The sequence below is a fragment of the Halomonas sp. A020 genome, assembly GCF_027943625.1.
GTDB classification, from domain to species: Bacteria; Pseudomonadota; Gammaproteobacteria; order Pseudomonadales; family Halomonadaceae; genus Vreelandella; species Vreelandella piezotolerans.
In genome coordinates this window covers 3598597-3615104 of sequence record NZ_AP022850.1, presented here as the reverse complement: position 1 = coordinate 3615104, position 16508 = coordinate 3598597, and the positions used below count along the sequence as shown (strand labels likewise).

The 16508-nt window shown below is 58.7% G+C and carries 16 protein-coding genes and 1 other RNA gene; 13 read left to right on the top strand and 4 right to left on the bottom strand.

Annotated elements, in window-relative coordinates; genetic code table 11:
* Positions 1-22 precede the first annotated feature (22 nt).
* Both sspA and FRH_RS17010 read left to right on the top strand, forming a co-directional pair.
* Positions 23-649, top strand: a complete 627-nt coding sequence (gene sspA / locus FRH_RS17015) for a stringent starvation protein SspA (RefSeq protein ID WP_139527182.1) — start codon at positions 23-25, stop codon at positions 647-649.
* A 54-nt stretch (positions 650-703) separates the two neighbouring features.
* Positions 704-1204: a ClpXP protease specificity-enhancing factor gene (locus FRH_RS17010; RefSeq protein WP_239295619.1), complete on the top strand. Its 501-nt coding sequence runs from the start codon at positions 704-706 to the stop codon at positions 1202-1204.
* 68 nt (positions 1205-1272) lie between these two features.
* Here FRH_RS17010 and FRH_RS17005 read toward each other — a convergent pair whose 3' ends face one another.
* From FRH_RS17005 to FRH_RS16990, 4 genes are read right to left on the bottom strand one after another with little or no spacing between them, the layout of a single operon-like run.
* Positions 1273-1845 (bottom strand): BON domain-containing protein, encoded by a 573-nt coding sequence (locus FRH_RS17005; protein ID WP_139527184.1) that lies wholly within the window; start codon positions 1843-1845, stop codon positions 1273-1275.
* A gap of 44 nt (positions 1846-1889) precedes the next feature.
* Entirely contained in the window at positions 1890-2483 is a 594-nt protein-coding gene (locus tag FRH_RS17000) for a phosphoheptose isomerase (RefSeq protein ID WP_281997304.1), read from the bottom strand.
* A gap of 22 nt (positions 2484-2505) precedes the next feature.
* Entirely contained in the window at positions 2506-2877 is a 372-nt protein-coding gene (locus FRH_RS16995) for a YraN family protein (protein ID WP_281997303.1), read from the bottom strand.
* Positions 2867-4375, bottom strand: a complete 1509-nt coding sequence (locus tag FRH_RS16990) for a penicillin-binding protein activator (protein ID WP_139527187.1) — start codon at positions 4373-4375, stop codon at positions 2867-2869. Before FRH_RS16990 ends, FRH_RS16995 begins: the two co-directional genes overlap by 11 nt.
* 113 nt (positions 4376-4488) lie before the next feature.
* Here FRH_RS16990 and rsmI point away from each other — a divergent pair, with 113 nt between their 5' ends.
* The 11 genes from rsmI (at position 4489) to murG (ending at position 16497) form a co-directional block, all read left to right on the top strand.
* Positions 4489-5346 carry a 16S rRNA (cytidine(1402)-2'-O)-methyltransferase gene (gene rsmI, locus FRH_RS16985; protein ID WP_281998174.1) on the top strand — a complete coding sequence of 286 codons (858 nt, stop codon included), beginning with the start codon at positions 4489-4491 and terminating at the stop codon, positions 5344-5346.
* A gap of 32 nt (positions 5347-5378) precedes the next feature.
* Positions 5379-5750: RNase P RNA component class A (rnpB, locus tag FRH_RS16980), an RNA gene on the top strand.
* Positions 5751-5802: 52 nt separating this feature from the next.
* Positions 5803-6756, top strand: a complete 954-nt coding sequence (rsmH, locus tag FRH_RS16975; protein WP_281997301.1) for a 16S rRNA (cytosine(1402)-N(4))-methyltransferase RsmH — start codon at positions 5803-5805, stop codon at positions 6754-6756.
* 2 nt (positions 6757-6758) lie between these two features.
* Positions 6759-7094, top strand: a complete 336-nt coding sequence (gene ftsL / locus FRH_RS16970; RefSeq protein ID WP_139527190.1) for a cell division protein FtsL — start codon at positions 6759-6761, stop codon at positions 7092-7094.
* Complete coding sequence (locus FRH_RS16965) at positions 7091-8797, top strand: penicillin-binding transpeptidase domain-containing protein (RefSeq protein WP_139527191.1); 1707 nt, start codon at positions 7091-7093, stop codon at positions 8795-8797. The genes ftsL and FRH_RS16965 overlap by 4 nt, the downstream gene beginning before the upstream one ends.
* Before the next feature lie 16 nt (positions 8798-8813).
* Positions 8814-10304 (top strand): UDP-N-acetylmuramoyl-L-alanyl-D-glutamate--2,6-diaminopimelate ligase, encoded by a 1491-nt coding sequence (locus FRH_RS16960; RefSeq protein WP_153842877.1) that lies wholly within the window; start codon positions 8814-8816, stop codon positions 10302-10304.
* Entirely contained in the window at positions 10301-11659 is a 1359-nt protein-coding gene (gene murF, locus FRH_RS16955; protein ID WP_139527193.1) for a UDP-N-acetylmuramoyl-tripeptide--D-alanyl-D-alanine ligase, read from the top strand. Before FRH_RS16960 ends, murF begins: the two co-directional genes overlap by 4 nt.
* Before the next feature lie 9 nt (positions 11660-11668).
* Positions 11669-12751: a phospho-N-acetylmuramoyl-pentapeptide-transferase gene (gene mraY / locus FRH_RS16950; RefSeq protein ID WP_139527194.1), complete on the top strand. Its 1083-nt coding sequence runs from the start codon at positions 11669-11671 to the stop codon at positions 12749-12751.
* A 57-nt stretch (positions 12752-12808) separates the two neighbouring features.
* Entirely contained in the window at positions 12809-14188 is a 1380-nt protein-coding gene (gene murD / locus FRH_RS16945) for a UDP-N-acetylmuramoyl-L-alanine--D-glutamate ligase (protein ID WP_139527195.1), read from the top strand.
* A complete protein-coding gene (ftsW, locus tag FRH_RS16940; RefSeq protein ID WP_139527196.1) occupies positions 14185-15381 on the top strand; it encodes a putative lipid II flippase FtsW in 1197 nt (398 codons plus the stop codon). The genes murD and ftsW overlap by 4 nt, the downstream gene beginning before the upstream one ends.
* A gap of 21 nt (positions 15382-15402) precedes the next feature.
* Positions 15403-16497 (top strand): undecaprenyldiphospho-muramoylpentapeptide beta-N-acetylglucosaminyltransferase, encoded by a 1095-nt coding sequence (gene murG, locus FRH_RS16935; RefSeq protein WP_139527197.1) that lies wholly within the window; start codon positions 15403-15405, stop codon positions 16495-16497.
* The last annotated feature ends 11 nt before the right edge of the window (positions 16498-16508 follow it).

Below are 16508 nucleotides of genomic sequence, written 5' to 3'. Positions count from 1 at the left end.
GTTTTGATGCGAGGATGCTTTCATGGGTGTTGTGGCCAAGCGGTCGTCAATGATCTTTTACTCAGGTAGTGATGATCATTTCAGTCATCGAGTGCGCATTGTTTTGGCTGAAAAAGGAGTGGCGGTCGACATCGTTGATGTCACCGAAGAGCAGCCGCCTGAAGAGTTAGCAGACCTCAACCCGTACAACAGCGTCCCGACGCTGCTGGACCGTGATCTGGTGCTTTACGAGTCCAAGGTCATGATGGAGTACTTGGATGAGCGCTTTCCTCATCCGCCGCTGCTGCCGGTCTATCCGGTAGCGCGTGCACAAAGCCGACTATGGATGCATCGCATCGAGAGGGAGTGGTGTCCGATGCTCGAGCAGATTCGCACTGGCGGTAAAAAAGAGGCCGAGAAAGCGCGTAAAGAGCTGCGCGAGAGTCTGATCGGTATTTCACCGATCTTCGAAGACATGCCTTACTTCATGAGCGAAGAATTCACGCTGGTGGATTGCTGTTTGGCGCCGATTTTATGGCGTTTACCGGAGCTGAACATCGAACTGCCCGAAAAACAGGTCAAACCGCTGCTGGGTTACATGTCTCGGGTATTCGAGCGTGAAGCGTTTAAAGCATCTCTGAACGAGCGTGAAAAAGAGATGCGCGCTTGAATTCATTCGGCCTCTTCCTGTTAGAGGCCATTCACGTTAGGAGGAGGGAGCCTTATGAAGTCGAGTCGTCCCTATCTCGCCCGAGCCCTTTACGAGTGGCTGTTGGATAATGAGCTGACACCGTACCTCGTGGTGGACGCTACTCAGCCTGGTGTCGAGGTGCCGAGGCAGTTCGTACAAAACGGACAAATCGTACTCAACGTGGCGCCGACGGCTGTTCGCGATCTATTCATGGAAAATCAGGCGATTGGTTTCAATGCGCGTTTCGGCGGTCAGCCCATGCAGGTGATGATCCCAACGCCTGCGCTGATTGCTATTTATGCCCGTGAGAATGGTGCGGGTATGGTGTTTGGTCATGAGCCTGAGCTAGATGCAGAAGGCTTCGATGAGCATGATGATTCGTCTGACGAGTCGGAAAGCGCGGGTTCGGAGGCTTCGAAACCTGAGCTGACCCTAACGGAGACCACGCCGGACACGCCGTCCAGCGACTCTTCCGAGGCTGACACTAGCGCTGCAAAGCCCAAGAAGAAGCCCACGTTGCGTGTCGTTAAGTAACTTCTTGGGGGCGTCATACATAAAAAAACCTCGCCAGGCATCTGGCGAGGTTTTTCCGTTTATGGGGACTAATCGAGGTAATCGAACACCTTCACGATGCGCTGAACGCCCCCTACCGATGAGGCAGCATTGACGATGCGGTCAGCCTCTTCACGCGTCACCATGCCCATCAAATAGACGCTGGCATTTTCCGTGGTGACCTTCAGCTTTGAAGAGTCAATGCGGTCATTGGTGGCGAGCTGGCTGATGACATTGGTGGTGAGCCAAGTGTCCGTCAGTCTCTGCGTCGCGGGTAGATTGGCCGCCACGGTCAGTTCGTTGTGGACTTTTTGCACGCCACGCAGGTTGGAGGCCACGCTACCGGCCATGTTTTTTAGTTCTTCGCTGGGTACTTGTCCGACGAGTAGTAGGGCTCCATTATAGCTGTGAGCGCGGATGCGGGCATCGCCAAGGCGGGCATCTGCGCGGGCCAGGGCGCGCTCTACTTCTCGCTCGATGGTGGCATCGACGGCTTCTACGTCATTGCTGCGTTGGCCGTAGTTGGACGGGTTGGAGGCGCTATTGTTGGCGCAACCACTGAGTGCGATCGCACCACAAAGCGTTGCAGCCAGTAAGGTTTTGGAGGAGAAGCGCAGGGCCATGAGAATGACTCCTTGATCAGTAGGGATTCGCAAAACGCGCGTGATTAGTCAGCGCCGCCAAACAGTTGTTCGTCAATTAAATCACAAAGACAGTGAATGACGAGCAAATGCACCTCTTGAATGCGCGCGGTGGAGGTGGCGGGTACGCGAATTTCGCAGTCATCTTGGCCTAGCAGCGAGGCCATGTTGCCACCGTCACGTCCGGTGAGCGCCACCACGGTCATGTCACGGTCGTGGGCAGCCTGGATGGCTTGAACGACGTTAGCCGAGTTGCCGCTGGTGGAGATTGCCAGCAAGACATCGCCAGGCTGGCCCAGTGCGCGGATCTGCTTGGAAAAGACTTCGTTGTAGCTGTAGTCGTTGGCAATGGAGGTGAGTGTCGATGTATCGGACGTTAGAGCCAAGGCAGGTAGGCTGGGGCGCTCGCGCTCGAAACGATTCAGTAACTCAGACGAAAAGTGCTGGCTATCGCCAGCGCTACCACCGTTGCCACAAGCGAGAATTTTCCCTTCGTTGACCAAGCACTGCACCATCATTTGACTGGCGACCTCGATGAACGGAGGCAAGACTTCGCTGGCGTAGGTTTTGGTATCGATGCTGGCATTGAAATGGCTGAGTATACGAGATTGAAAGTCCATCAGGGCTTCCTAGTTAAGAGTATTAATACGCGTCGAAAGCCGCTTGCTCCCATTGGAACTCGAGAGCGGGCGGTCTGCCTGTGATGGCTAGGATATCAAAGCGACAGGGGCATGCGAGATCATGTCGTGCAAGATAGAGCGTTGCCGCACGAATCAACCGGCGGCGCTTTTGCGTGTTGACCATTTCGAGTGGATGCCCATGACGTGTCGTGGCGCGATGTTTTACTTCGACAAAGACCAGCGTGTCGCGGTCGTACATCACCAAGTCCAATTCACCGCCCTTTACATGGTGATTGCTGGTCACGAGCTTGAGGCCACGCTGCTGCAGCCATTGAGCCGCTATTTGCTCAATGGCTGCGCCGCGTGAACGAGCGGTCTGTGAGTTACTGCTCATTATCCCGCAAACCGGGGATCAAAATGGGGGAAGGCGTACCGTTCTGGAACTTGGCCCAGGGGAGTTCGCGGTGAATTCGCCCATCATTGGAGAGCGATAGCGTGCCGGTGCTGCCGTTCAAACCGTTCAGGTCAGACAGATCCGACATGCGTTTAGCCAGTTCGTAGGCATCCACGCCCATGGCCATCAAGCGGAACATGGAGGCGTCCGCCTCATCGCGTAGCGCTTGGTAAGTGGGGTAGAAAGGCAGTACTTCTTCACCGCCTACCGCGGCATCTGGAATTTGCCACGGGATATCCATGAACATGACGTCATTGAGATCTTGGTCCAGGCGCGTTTGTAAGCGGCCTTCATGGAGATGTGACGTGGCGTAGATGGGCAGGTCCGGCGCGTAGTAGTAATCCAGCGTGGGCGGCACTTGGCGTGCGTAGTCCGGGAGCGCCAGTAGGAAAAGGGCATCAATGTTGCCAAGGCGAGCGCGTTCTCCGCTGACATTGAGTGCCGTTTGCACCGCATTCGATACCGGGCTGCTGGGGTTGTAGCGCACGGCATTCGTGACTTCGCCACCTAGGCGCTGATACTCGTTCCAGAAGGCTTCACCGACTCGGCGGCCCCAGTCGTTATCGGGCACCATGAGCGACATTTGACGTTGTCCATCCTGGTAGGCGCGGCGTGCCGCTTGGCGCGCCTCGTCTTCCGCCGACAAGCCATATTGCAGCAGGCGCTGGGCCTGGTTGTTTGCGCTGCTACCGTAGTTAAGTGCCAACGTAGGTAGTGGCACGCTGTCACGCTGTTCGAGCTGAGTGACTTGGTCTTTATCGAGCGGCCCGATCATGAGTTGTGCGTTGATCTGTTGCGCCCGGCTATAGAGCTCGTCGAGGGAGAATTGCGCAGCGTCGATGAAGCTTAGCTGAACGCCGTCAGCGCTAATCTCGTGATGGCGGCGCATGGCGCTGGCTATAGTGTTGGCAACGCTGCTCAGTGGGCCGGACTCTGGCAGTGCAACAATGATACGTCGAACCTCGGTGCCGTCCAGTTCAGGAAGCGCGACTTGAACAGAGCCCGGCTGCTGGTCTAGAGCCTGTTGTGCCCACTGACGACGCTCGGCCAGCGTCTGCTGCTGGTTCGCCTGCATGGGCAGCTCGTCATCCAGGACCTGTGTGGCGCGAAGGACGGCACGCGGATCGTTCAGGCCGCGGGCAAGTTCCGAGAACAGCATGGCCCAGCGAACACGGTCGGTATCGTTGAGCTGCGCCTCGTCGATGCTATTGGCGGCATCGAAGGCGTTTTCACGCTGGCCTTGGCGGGCCAGAATGTTGGCCGCTTCCAAGCGGGTGCGGGCAGCTTGCTCCGGCGCTTGCTGCTCGGCCTGACTGAGCAAGCGTCCTGCATCCTGATCAGGCACTCGATCAACCACGCTGGGGGGCTGCATGGCGCACCCGGTGATGAGAAGTGCCATGAAGGCAGTGGCCAATAGGCCACGAAGTGACTGTTTCATGTATCCTTCCTTAGTTTCCATTTGCGCTGTCGCGGTCTATCAGCTGGTTAGCGTGGCTTTTTCACAAGCATAGCGCACCGTCAGGGCAAGCCATCAACAAATCGGGAGTCATGATGACACACCAACATCCGGGCACATTGTACGTGGTTGCCACGCCAATTGGGAATTTGGACGATTTGACCCCGCGCGCCGCTCGCGTCTTGGCCGACGTATCACGTATTGCGGCTGAGGATACTCGGCATAGTGCGCGCCTGCTCGGCCATCTTGGTGTGAATACGCCGATGATGTCGTTGCACGAACATAACGAAGCCCAGCGAGTAGATACCCTGGATGGCTATTTGTTGACGGGCGAAAACATTGCGTTGATCAGTGATGCGGGCACGCCGCTGATTTGCGACCCAGGGTTCGTGTTGGTGCGTGAGCTACGCGCTAGAGGCCGAAGCGTCGTGCCATTGCCCGGTCCCTGTGCGCTGATTACGGCGCTATCCGGTGCTGGGCTGCCTACCGATCGTTTTACGTTTGGCGGTTTTTTACCTGCCAAGCCAAGCGCTCGCCGCCAGACGCTCGAGCAGTGGCAGTGTCGTGAGGAAACGCTTGTGTTCTATGAATCGCCCCACCGCATTGTTCACACGCTGGAAGCGTTGTGCGACCAGATGCCCGATCGATTCGTGGTGTTGGCCCGTGAGCTGACCAAAACGTACGAGACGTTTCTGCAGGGCTCTCCGGCATCGCTGCGCGATCGGCTCGCGGATGATCCTAACCAGAGTCGTGGCGAATTCGTGATCATGATTTCGGGCGCACCCAAGATGGAGCCGAGCGATGAGCAGACGATGTCGGCCGACGAACTGCTCGCTGCTTTGCTGGCCGAAGGTATTGGCGTCAAGCAGGGGGCGTCGGTTGCGGCACGAATGCTAGGCGGGCGCAAGCAGGAGTGGTATGCCCGGTTGCAGGCAATGAAAGGTCAGCATTGAGGCGAACGCGGGGCACTGGTATGCTTGCCGCCGGAGTTGGCCAGACAGTCGCCGCTGGTGTGCCCGTTAGGGCCGCCGGGGGAGGAAAGTCCGGGCTCCATAGGGCAGAGTGCCAGGTAACGCCTGGGCGGCGTAAGCCGACGGAAAGTGCAGCAGAGAGCAGACCGCCTAAGTCTCTGACATCAACCTCAGGGGCCGGTAAGGGTGAAAGGGTGCGGTAAGAGCGCACCGCGCGCCTGGCAACAGTGCGTGGCATGGTAAACCCCACTCGGAGCAAGACCAAATAGGGACCCAACGGCGTGGCCCGCGCTGGGTCCGGGTAGGTTGCTTGAGCGCTGCGGTGACGCAGCGCCTAGAGGAATGACTGTCCACGACAGAACCCGGCTTATCGGCCGACTCCCCATTTCCATGAAAGGCGTGCCCGGCGCGCCTTCCCAAATTTTGTGTGAGAGTACCATGCCTTCTGCTGACGCTGATCAGGTCACCCGTTTTCGTCATACCAGCGTTTTATTGGAAGGAGCGGTAGATGCCCTGGTGCATGATCCAGAAGGCGTTTACCTAGATGGCACCTTTGGTCGTGGTGGTCACTCCCGGTTGATTCTTTCCCGTTTGAGTCATCAAGGTCGTTTGCTGGCCATGGATCGCGACCCACAGGCCATCGCAGCGGCCGCTGACATAGATGATCCTCGGTTTTTTATCACTCAGCGCGAGTTCGCCCAGCTGGCGGAGTTTGCCAAAGAGCAAGGGCTCTATGGCAAGCTTTCCGGCATTCTGCTGGATGTGGGTGTCTCATCCCCCCAGCTCGATGACCCCGAACGCGGGTTTAGCTTCATGCGTAACGGTCCGCTGGATATGCGCATGGACCCTACCCAAGGGGAGAGCGCGGCCGAGTTTTTGGCCCGCGCCAATGAAGCCGATATTACCCATGTCTTCAAAGCCTACGGGGAAGAGCGCTACGCCAAACGTCTAGCGAATGCCGTGATAAAGCGTCGCGTAGAGAAGCCCTTTACCCATACGGTGGACTTGGCTGAGGTGCTGAAAGCCGCGCACCCTGCGTGGGAAAAAGGGCGCCATCCGGCCACCAAGGCATTCCAAGGGCTGCGCATTTATCTCAATGGGGAACTTGACCAGCTCGATGCCGCCTTAGAAGCAGCGCTCGAAGCGCTGGCACCCGGTGGGCACTTGGTGGTGATCAGCTTCCACTCGTTGGAAGACCGTCGTGTGAAGCGTTTTATTCGACATCACGTGCGTGGAGATACCCATCTGCCCCGAGGGGTACCCATTCGTGACGATCAGTTGAACCGCCGTCTGGAAGCGCTGGGTAAAGGCAGTCGTCCAAGTGACGAGGAAGTCGATGCCAACCCCCGCGCGCGAAGTGCCGTCATGCGGGCGGCGCGTAAGCGAGGCTAATCATGAGTATGGAGCGGTTAGGGCTCTGGGCTTCCACGCTAAGGGCAGAGTGGCCATTCAAACTACGTCTTCGTTGGTGGCCCATGACGATGATCGGGCTGTTTATGGCCTGTTTGCTGACCGGTTTGGCCGTGGTCACGACGACTCACATGACGCGCACGCAGTTTGCCGAGTTGCAGCGGTTGGAGCAGGAAAAGAATCAGTTGCAAACCGAGTGGGGGCAGTTATTGCTGGAGGAGGGGGCCTGGTCAACGCCGGCCCGCATTGAACAAATTGCCACGGAACGGCTAGAGATGCGCATTCCTGACGTAAACGATGTCGAGGTGATTCGGCCATGAGGCGTGAAGGTCGGGGAGGGACGTCCCGCCAATATCCCATCGCGCCGCCGCTTGCCGGTGGGCGCTTTTTCTTCATCTTATTGGCCATTGGCTTGGCATCGGCGATTCTGATTGGACGGATTACGCTGCTTCAGGTCATCGACCGCCCCTTCTTGCAGAGCCAGGGTGATGCCCGCACGCTGCGCCACGAAACCATTCCCGCCCACCGCGGGATGATCACTGATCGTAACGGGGAGCCGCTGGCGATTTCGACGCCGGTCGTGACGCTTTGGGCGAACCCTCAAGAGTTGCCTACAGACGCCATCCAGCGTGTCATGCTGGCGCAGGCGCTGGGGATGTCACTGGATGACTTCGAGTCCCGAGTGGCGCGCTACAGTAGCCGCGAATTCATGTATTTGCGCCGACAGATGACCCCAGACGCTGCGCAGCGCATCCTCGATCTGCGCACGCCGGGTGTCTATCCCCAGCGTGAATACAAGCGCTACTACCCGGCTGGAGAGGTGGCGGCCCAAATACTCGGCGTCACCAACGTAGACGACGTCGGTCAGGAGGGCTTAGAGCTCGCTTATCAGCCCTACCTAGCGGGTCACCCGGGGCAGCGTCGCGTCATCAAAGACAGGCGCGGCCGCTTGGTGCGAGAGTTGGGTGTGATTCGTGAAGCGCAGCCGGGTGGAGAATTAACCCTGGCGATCGATCAACGTATTCAGTACATGGCCTATCGGGAGCTGCGTGCCGCCGTTGCCGAGCACCAAGCAGACGGTGGCGTGCTTGTGATGATGGATGCCCGTACCGGTGAAGTACTGGCGATGGCCAACTTTCCCTCTTATAACCCCAACAATCGCGCCGGGTTAGACCCTCGCGGCTTACGCAATCAAGCGCTGGTCGATGTGTTTGAACCGGGATCGGTGATGAAGCCTCTTGCTATGGCCGCTGTGCTGGAAAGCGGCATCGTTGGGCGCGATGCGGTCGTAGATACCTCGCCGGGGTGGATGCGGCTCGACCAGTTCACGATTCGCGATTTCCGTAACTATGGCGAATTGGATCTGGCGGGTATTCTCGAAAAGTCCTCGAATATTGGTATGTCACGTTTGGCGCTTCAGCTCAGCGATACGGCCATCTGGGAAAAATACAACCAACTGGGCCTAGGTCAAAGCCCAGGTACAGGGTTTCCTGGAGAGTCTACGGGAACGTTACCGGCGCGGATTCAGTGGTCACGCAGCGAGCGAGCCGCGCTCTCTTATGGGTATGGGCTCTCGGTGACGGCGGTCCAATTGGCCAGTGCCTACACGGCGTTAGCCAATGACGGTCAGCGTCTACCTCCTTCGTTGTTGAGGTTGTCAGAGCCCCCGCCAGGTATTCCTGCCATCGAGCCTAGCGTTGCCAACGACCTACTCGATATCTTGGAGACGTCGGTGGGCGCTTACACCGGCGGTCGACGAGCTCGGGTAGAGGGGTATCGCGTGGGCGGTAAAACCGGCACCGTGCGTAAAACGGGACAGCAAGGGTATGCCACCGATGCGTATCGCAGCGTGTTTGCTGGCATTGCTCCGATTTCGGACCCGCGTATCGTGACGGTGGTCATGATCGATCACCCTAAAGCGGGCGAGTTCTATGGTGGCGCCGTAGCCGCTCCGGTGTTTTCGAGTGTCACCGGCAACGCTCTGCGGCTGTTGGATGTACCGCCGGATTACGAGGTCGATTAGTGTTTAAGGAGATGGCATGACTCTATGCCCAGACCAGTTACGGAAAGCGTTACGCTTGGTATGGCCGAGCGCCGAACTGCCAGCGCTGCCTGACCTACCTCAGCAGCTTCATCTGATCACCGATTCTCGCAAGCTCCAGGCAGGCGATGTGTTCGTTGCCGTGCCCGGCAGCCAGAGTGATGGCCGAGCGTATATCGAGCAAGCGTTGGCAAGTGGAGCCGCCCTCGTGCTGGCGCATACCAAAGAGAGTGACGTGAGCCTGGACGAACGCGTGCTGTTTTTGCCGCATTTGTCGCTGCGTCTGGGTGAGCTGGGTCGGGCGTTGTTTGACGTGCCGAGCGGGCTTGAGATCATTGCAGTCACGGGAACCAACGGCAAGAGCTCGGTGACCCACTACATTGCCGAGCTCAGCGAACGCTTGGGGACACCTGCCGGTGTGATTGGGACCTTGGGCGTAGGACGACCGGGTCAGCTGTTAGAAAGCGGGTTGACGACGCCTGGTCCCCTTGCCCTGCAATCGACGCTGGGTGAGTTGGCGCGCCAGGGCGTCAAGCGGGTTGCGCTGGAGGCCTCTTCCCACGCGCTGGATCAGCAGCGCTTGGACGCGGTGGATGTGAACGTCGGGGTATTTACCAATTTGACCCGGGATCATTTGGATTATCACGGCAGTATGGCCGCTTACGCAGCGGCAAAGGCAAAACTCTTCCGTCGAGCCGAGTTGACATTGGCCGTTGTGAACGGTGACGACCCCTTGGCTCGCTTGATGCTGGCCGGGTGTGACCAGCGCGTGCGCGTGTTGGCGACTGGCAGCGATGATGCCGTCACGCTACGGGTGCTAGATTGGCAGCCGCATGCCCTTGGACAGCAGGCGCTGATTGCGACCCCGGAAGGTGAGAAAGCGCTGCAGCTAGGTCTCATGGGGCGGTTCAATCTGGACAACGTGTTGCTGGCTATCGCCGTGCTGTATGGATTGGGCGAGTCATTGGAGTCGCTGTTCGCGGCAGCGGCTAGCCTTTCCCCAGTGCCGGGACGTATGGCGTGCTTTGGTGGTGATCGTGCACCCAGCGTGGTAGTAGATTACGCCCACACGCCAGATGCGCTACAGAGTGCGCTAGGCGCGCTGCGCGCCCATCTGGGTAGCCGGGGCAAGTTGTGGTGTGTGTTTGGCTGTGGGGGAGAGCGCGATACGGGAAAGCGCGCCGAAATGGCCAGCGTCGCTGAGCAGCTAGCCGACCACATCGTGGTGACCGATGATAACCCTCGCGGGGAGTCGGCGGCGCGTATTCGTGAGCAAATTCTCACTGGCTTTACCGAACGTGCGACGGTCGACGAGGTCGGTGATCGTGGCCAAGCTATTCTCCACGCGGTACATCAGGCCTCGCCGGAAGATGTGGTTCTCGTGGCAGGTAAAGGTCACGAAGCCTATCAAGAGATCGATGGCGTGCGTCATGCGTTTCAAGATGACGAGCAGGTTCGAGATGCATTAGCGACTCGAGGTGTCGTCTGATGTGGACGTTAACAGAAGTGGCCGCTGCACTGGGTGTCGGCGTGTCGCCCATCAATGGCGCTCAATGGGTGTCGTCTGTCGTGACCGACACGCGGAAAATCATTCCTGGATGCCTGTTTGTCGCATTAAAAGGACCGCGTTTCGATGGCCACGCGTTCGTCGAGCAAGCAAGGGAGCAGGGGGCTGTCGCCGCGTTGGTGGAGCGTCAGGTAGAAAGCGCTCTGCCGCAGTTGGTGTGTTCGGATACGCGGCTTGGGCTGGGGCTGTTGGCCAAGGCTTGGCGTCGTCGGTTCGACCTCCCGCTCATCGCCGTCACCGGTAATAGCGGCAAGACCACGGTAAAAGAGATCACCGCTGCCTTGCTGTCACCGCTCGGTGACGTACTAGCGACCTCGGGCAATTTGAATAACGATATCGGTGCGCCGCTGACGCTGTTGCGTTTATCTCACGAGCATCAAGCGGGCGTGATCGAGCTGGGTGCTAATCATCTGGGCGAGATCGCTTGGACGAGCCAGCTCACCGCACCGCAAGTAGCAATCATTACCAACGTGACCGGGGCGCATGTTGGCGAATTTGGCGGCATGGGGCAGATTGCTCAGGCAAAAAGTGAGATCTTATCTGGGCTTGGGTCCGATGGCACGGCCGTCATCAACCGAGACGATCGCTACCACGATTTTTGGTCAGCTTGTGCCGCCCCTAGGCGTTGTGTCAGCTACGGCTTACATGAGGATGCCGACGTTCACGCCCAGGCACTTTCCTGCGACCCTCAGGGGCGGTATGCTTTCACGCTTGTTGCGCACGGCCAGCGCCTCGGTGACGTTAATCTGCCACTGATTGGGAAGCATAACGTCAGCAACGCACTCGCTGCATCGGCAGCGGCACTGGCGCTCGGCGTGTCATCGCAAGACGTGGTGGCCGGGTTGGGCGGATTGACGTCACTGTCAGGTCGCCTAAGCCTAGTGGCTGGTCTACGTCATTCTACGCTGCTCGATGACACCTACAATGCCAACCCCGGCGCAGTGAAAGCCGCGCTAGACGCGCTAGCCAGCTTTCCAGCGCCACGCTGGTGCGCGTTGGGGGCGATGGGGGAGTTAGGCGGCGAGTCGCAAGCCCTTCACGCCGAGGTGGGTCGCTACGCTGCGTCGCTGGGCATCGATATGCTGGTGACCTACGGCGAAGCAGCCCGTGCGGCCTCGGATGCCTTTGGTCGTGGGCAGCATTTTGACGATCACGAGACGCTTGTGCGTCATATTATTCATTCTCTTCCACCCCACGCCACATTGCTGGTGAAAGGGTCGCGTAGTGCTGGCATGGAAACGGTCATTACGGCATTGCGCGCGGATGAAACAAGGTAAGCGCCGTTCATGTTACTTCATTTGGCGAATTTCTTAGCCCAATATCAGTCTACGTTTCAAGTTTTTAACTATTTGACGTTACGCGTGATTTTGGCAGCGCTAACGGCATTGATGCTGTGTCTTTGGTTAGGACCGTGGGTCATTCGCCGACTGGTAGAAGGCCAAATTGGCCAAGCAGTGAGAGATGATGGCCCCCAGTCGCATCTCTCGAAAGCGGGCACCCCGACCATGGGGGGCGCGATGATTCTATTGGCAATTGCCATTAGTACGCTGGTCTGGGGCGATTTGACCAACCACTATGTGTGGGTCGTGCTACTGGTGACACTGGGGTTTGGGGCGATTGGTTGGGTCGATGATTACCGTAAAGTGGTCGAGAAGAATCCCCGAGGCCTGCCAGCGCGTTGGAAATACTTCTGGCAGTCGGTCGTGGGTATTGGAGCGGCCGTGGTGCTCTACGCAACGGCCACCACGCCTGCAGAAACCAGCCTGCTCATTCCCATGTTCAAGGACGTCGCGCTTCCGCTGGGCGTCTTTTACATCGTGCTGAGTTACTTTGTGATCGTGGGTAGCTCGAATGCCGTCAATCTCACTGATGGCTTGGATGGTTTGGCGATCATGCCGACCGTGCTCGTGGCCATGGGGCTCTCGGTCTTTGCCTACGCCAGCGGCAACGCGGTATTCGCGAACTATCTCCATATTCCTTTCATTCACGGTACCGGTGAGCTGGCGGTCTTTTGCGCCACCATCGCGGGCGCTGGTCTTGGCTTTCTGTGGTTCAACACGTATCCCGCCCAAGTGTTCATGGGGGATGTCGGTGCCCTGGCGCTGGGCGCGGCGCTCGGCGTGGTGGCGGTCATCGTTCGTCAAGAGATCGTGCTGTTCATCATGGGCGGTATTTTCGTGTTGGAAACCGTCTCCGTGATCTTACAGGTGGGCTCCTACAAACTCACCGGTCGCCGTATCTTCCGCATGGCCCCGTTACACCACCATTATGAGTTGAAAGGGTGGCCGGAACCTCGGGTCATCGTGCGCTTTTGGATTATTACGGTGGTGCTGGTACTACTCGGCCTCGCCACGCTGAAACTGCGATAAGTTGAGACCCGATAGGCGGCGTTAGGGCCGCCTTTAGCGCAAGGCAGAAGGAGCCACATGGTGCAGGTACCCAACGGATTTACGGTGGTCGTCGGGCTAGGAGTTTCTGGCCAGGCCATTTGCCGTCATCTTACCCAGTTGGGTAGGCCGTTCATGGTGGCGGATACCCGCGAGACCCCGCCGGGACTCGAAGCCTTTCAGCAAGCGCACCCTGCTGTTCACGTACACTGCGGTGCCTTGACACTGTTGGATATGCGCGATGCGTACGAGGTCGTCGTCAGTCCCGGTGTCGATCCCTATACGGCAGGTTTGGAGGGGTTGTTAGAGCGTCATAACCCGACCACCGGAGAGCCTATGCTCGTGGGGGAAATTGCGCTGTTCAAGCGTGCCGTCAAGGCACCCATCGCCGCGATTACCGGGTCAAATGCCAAATCCACCGTTACCACACTGCTCGGCGAGATGGCCGCTGCCTCGGGAATCAAGGCCGCGGTGGGGGGCAATTTAGGGACACCCGCGCTCGATCTGTTGGCGGAGCAGCCGGACGCTGAGCTCTTCATTTTGGAGCTATCCAGCTTTCAGCTAGAAACGACCCCGTGGCTAGGCGCTGCGTCGGTAGCGTTCTTGAATCTTTGCGACGACCATCTGGATCGGCACGGCGACTTGGCGGGTTACCGTCAGGCCAAGCAGCGCATCTTCCTGGGGGCCGATCACGCCGTGGTGAACGCAGACGACGACCAGACGTGGCCAGAGCCGATGCTAGACCATGTCGAGTACTTCAGCAGTGAGCCACCCATCGGCCAGTCCTGGGGGCTCGACGAGCGCCAGGGGCGCTGGTGGTTGATGCATGCGCAGACGCCTTGGTTGGCGGCTGACGAGCTTCAGTTGGCGGGTCGGCATCATTATGCCAATGCGCTGGCTGCACTGGCGATGGGAAACGCGCTAGGCTTTGGCCGCGCGGACATGTGCCGTGCTCTGCGAACATTCGCGGGTTTGCCCCATCGAAGCGAATGGATCGCCGATATTAACGGGGTCCGCTGGGTCAATGATTCCAAAGGAACCAACGTTGGGGCCACGCTGGCGGCCATCAACGGTATTGGTCCCACTCTCGATGGAAAGCTCATCCTGCTGGCGGGGGGCGTGGGCAAGGGCGCTGACTTTACGCCCCTAACGGCTCCACTTGCTGAGTGTGCCCGAGCGGCGATCGTGTTTGGCACCGATGCGCCTCGTTTGATGGAAACGCTGGCAGGGGCACTGCCCGTGGAGCGGGTCGAGCACTTGACGCAGGCCATGGAAGTCGCCTTTGCCATGGCCGAGCCCGGCGATTGTGTGCTGCTGTCTCCCGCCTGTGCCAGCTTGGATCAATTTGCTAACTATCAAGCCCGTGGTGATGCCTTTCGTCAGTGGGTGATACATAAACGCAATGAGTTGACGACATGAGCGACGAGTCACTTAGCCGACTACAGCGCCTGCGCGCTGCTCTGACGACCCAGCATCTTCCCTGTGATATCTGGTTGATTCTTGCCGTCGTAGCGTTGGCTGGGCTGGGCTGGATCATGGTCAGCTCTGCATCCATAGGGCTGCTAGAAAATAGCTACCACTATTCCCGGCAGCACGGCATTTTTCTCGTGCTGGCCATTACGGCTTGCCTGTTCATGCTGTGCGTGCCGCTGGAGCTATGGCGTCAGAACGCGGCGCTCATCCTGCTCGTCAGTATTTTCATGCTCGTGGTGGTACTGATCGTCGGTCAAGAAGTGAACGGCAGTAAGCGCTGGATTTCTCTGCCGGGGCCGCTACCGAGCCTGCAGGTCTCGGAGCTGGCAAAAGTGGGGCTGATTTTCTACATGGCGGCGTTCATGTCCCGCTTCACTTACGAATTGCGTCAACGGGCATTTACCATGTGGCGGCCGTTGGCCGTACTGGCCGTGCCCGCTAGCCTATTGTTTCTCGCACCAGATTTCGGCGGTATGGTGGTCTATACCGTGTGTGTCATCGGCATGCTGATGATGAGTGGCGCCTCGTTGACGCTGCTACTGGGCAGCGGCGGGGTGTTGGGGTTTGGCGCGGTCATGATGGTCGTCATGGAGCCTTATCGCTTGGCGCGCTGGACCAGCTTTCTCGACCCTTGGGCCGATCAGTTCGCCACCGGTTATCAGTTGACCCAGGCATTGATTGCCTTTGGTCGTGGCCATGTCACCGGCACTGGCCTTGGCAATAGCGTGCAAAAACTTCACTACCTGCCGGAAGCGCATACGGACTTCATTTTTGCCGTGGTGGCCGAAGAGTTGGGCATGTTGGGCGCTATTGCCGTGGTCCTGCTGTTTACCCTGTTCATCGTACGCGCGATGTGGGTAGGCCGTCGGGCAGAGCTGGCAGGTCATCTATTCGGTGCTTACGTCAGCTATGGCATTGGATTCATCGTGGCCGCTCAGGCGTTCATCAATATGGCGGTGAGCTCAGGATTGCTCCCTACCAAAGGGCTCACGTTGCCGCTGATTAGTTATGGCGGTTCGAGCCTACTGGTGACCGGTATGATGATTGGGCTGCTGCTTCGGGTCGATGCCGAGACCCGTCATCGCCCGCGTCGTACGCCGACGCCCTACCGCGCTCGCCGAGAGCCGCGTTTATCGTAATTATTCAAGGAGCCGTTTGTAGTGACCAACTCACGTCGACGGATATTGATCATGGCCGGGGGAACCGGCGGGCACGTCATTCCTGCGCTCTCGTTGGCGCATGCGTTACAGGCCAAGGGTGTCGACGTGGAATGGCTAGGAAGCCCGCGCGGTATCGAAAATCAGTTGGTGCCCAAGGCAGGTATTCTACTGCACACCATTGCCATTGGAGGGCTGCGCGGTAAAGGGCTCGCTGGCTGGTGCAAAGCCCCTCTCAATCTTTCCAAGGCGGTGTTGCAGGCCCGACGTGTTATTCAGCGTTTCAAGCCCGATGTCGTCGTGGGTCTGGGGGGCTTTGCCAGTGGTCCTGGCGGGTTAGCGGCGTGGTTGTCACGGGTGCCGCTGGTCATTCATGAACAGAATGCCGTCGCGGGTCTCACCAATAAGGTGCTGTCTCGGCTGGCGACTCGAACCTATGCGGCTTTCGACGATGCGTTCGGCCACCGCGCCGAGGTCATCGGTAACCCGGTGCGCGAAGAAATCGCGGCATTGGGAGAGTGCCCCAGACAGACGACCGAGCTGGAGGGCCGTCCGCTGAGGCTATTGGTAGTTGGTGGCTCTCTGGGTGCCGTTGCGCTCAATGAGCGGCTTCCCGCAGCGCTGGCTGCGCTACCGCCAGAGCGGCGTCCCGATGTTCGTCATCAAGCCGGTAAAGAGCGTGATGTCGCCACGGCTCAAGCCTATGCGGAACGGGGCATTGTCGCGGACGTTAGCCCTTTTATTGATGATATGGCAGCAGCCTACGCATGGGCTGATCTAGTGGTCTGCCGTGCGGGGGCGTTGACGGTGGCCGAGCTGGCGGCTGCCGCCAAGCCTGCCCTGTTGGTGCCTTTTCCCTTTGCTGTCGATGACCATCAGCGTGTCAATGCCGATGTGTTGGTCAAGGCGGGAGCGGCGCAGTGCGTGGTGCAATCGGCCCTCACGCCGGAGCGTTTGACTCGATTACTCGATGAATTATTAGACCCTGACAGGCTGGCAGACATGGCGTCGAAGGCGCGACAGGCCGCGCACCTCGACGCTACAGAGCGTCTTGCAGCAGGCTGTTTGGGCTTGGCGAAGCAAGGAGAAACTGCGTGACCGATTCAGTG

What these genes read in the sequence shown, in the direction of transcription:
- sspA (WP_139527182.1), top strand. Translation starts at nt 23, where the DNA reads ATGGGTGTTGTGGCCAAGCGGTCGTCAATGATCTTTTACTCAGGTAGT.
- FRH_RS17010 (WP_239295619.1), top strand. Translation starts at nt 704, where the DNA reads ATGAAGTCGAGTCGTCCCTATCTCGCCCGAGCCCTTTACGAGTGGCTG.
- FRH_RS17005 (WP_139527184.1), bottom strand. Translation starts at nt 1,845, where the DNA reads ATGGCCCTGCGCTTCTCCTCCAAAACCTTACTGGCTGCAACGCTTTGT.
- FRH_RS17000 (WP_281997304.1), bottom strand. Translation starts at nt 2,483, where the DNA reads ATGGACTTTCAATCTCGTATACTCAGCCATTTCAATGCCAGCATCGAT.
- FRH_RS16995 (WP_281997303.1), bottom strand. Translation starts at nt 2,877, where the DNA reads ATGAGCAGTAACTCACAGACCGCTCGTTCACGCGGCGCAGCCATTGAG.
- FRH_RS16990 (WP_139527187.1), bottom strand. Translation starts at nt 4,375, where the DNA reads ATGAAACAGTCACTTCGTGGCCTATTGGCCACTGCCTTCATGGCACTT.
- rsmI (WP_281998174.1), top strand. Translation starts at nt 4,489, where the DNA reads ATGACACACCAACATCCGGGCACATTGTACGTGGTTGCCACGCCAATT.
- rsmH (WP_281997301.1), top strand. Translation starts at nt 5,803, where the DNA reads ATGCCTTCTGCTGACGCTGATCAGGTCACCCGTTTTCGTCATACCAGC.
- ftsL (WP_139527190.1), top strand. Translation starts at nt 6,759, where the DNA reads ATGAGTATGGAGCGGTTAGGGCTCTGGGCTTCCACGCTAAGGGCAGAG.
- FRH_RS16965 (WP_139527191.1), top strand. Translation starts at nt 7,091, where the DNA reads ATGAGGCGTGAAGGTCGGGGAGGGACGTCCCGCCAATATCCCATCGCG.
- FRH_RS16960 (WP_153842877.1), top strand. Translation starts at nt 8,814, where the DNA reads ATGACTCTATGCCCAGACCAGTTACGGAAAGCGTTACGCTTGGTATGG.
- mraY (WP_139527194.1), top strand. Translation starts at nt 11,669, where the DNA reads ATGTTACTTCATTTGGCGAATTTCTTAGCCCAATATCAGTCTACGTTT.
- murD (WP_139527195.1), top strand. Translation starts at nt 12,809, where the DNA reads ATGGTGCAGGTACCCAACGGATTTACGGTGGTCGTCGGGCTAGGAGTT.
- ftsW (WP_139527196.1), top strand. Translation starts at nt 14,185, where the DNA reads ATGAGCGACGAGTCACTTAGCCGACTACAGCGCCTGCGCGCTGCTCTG.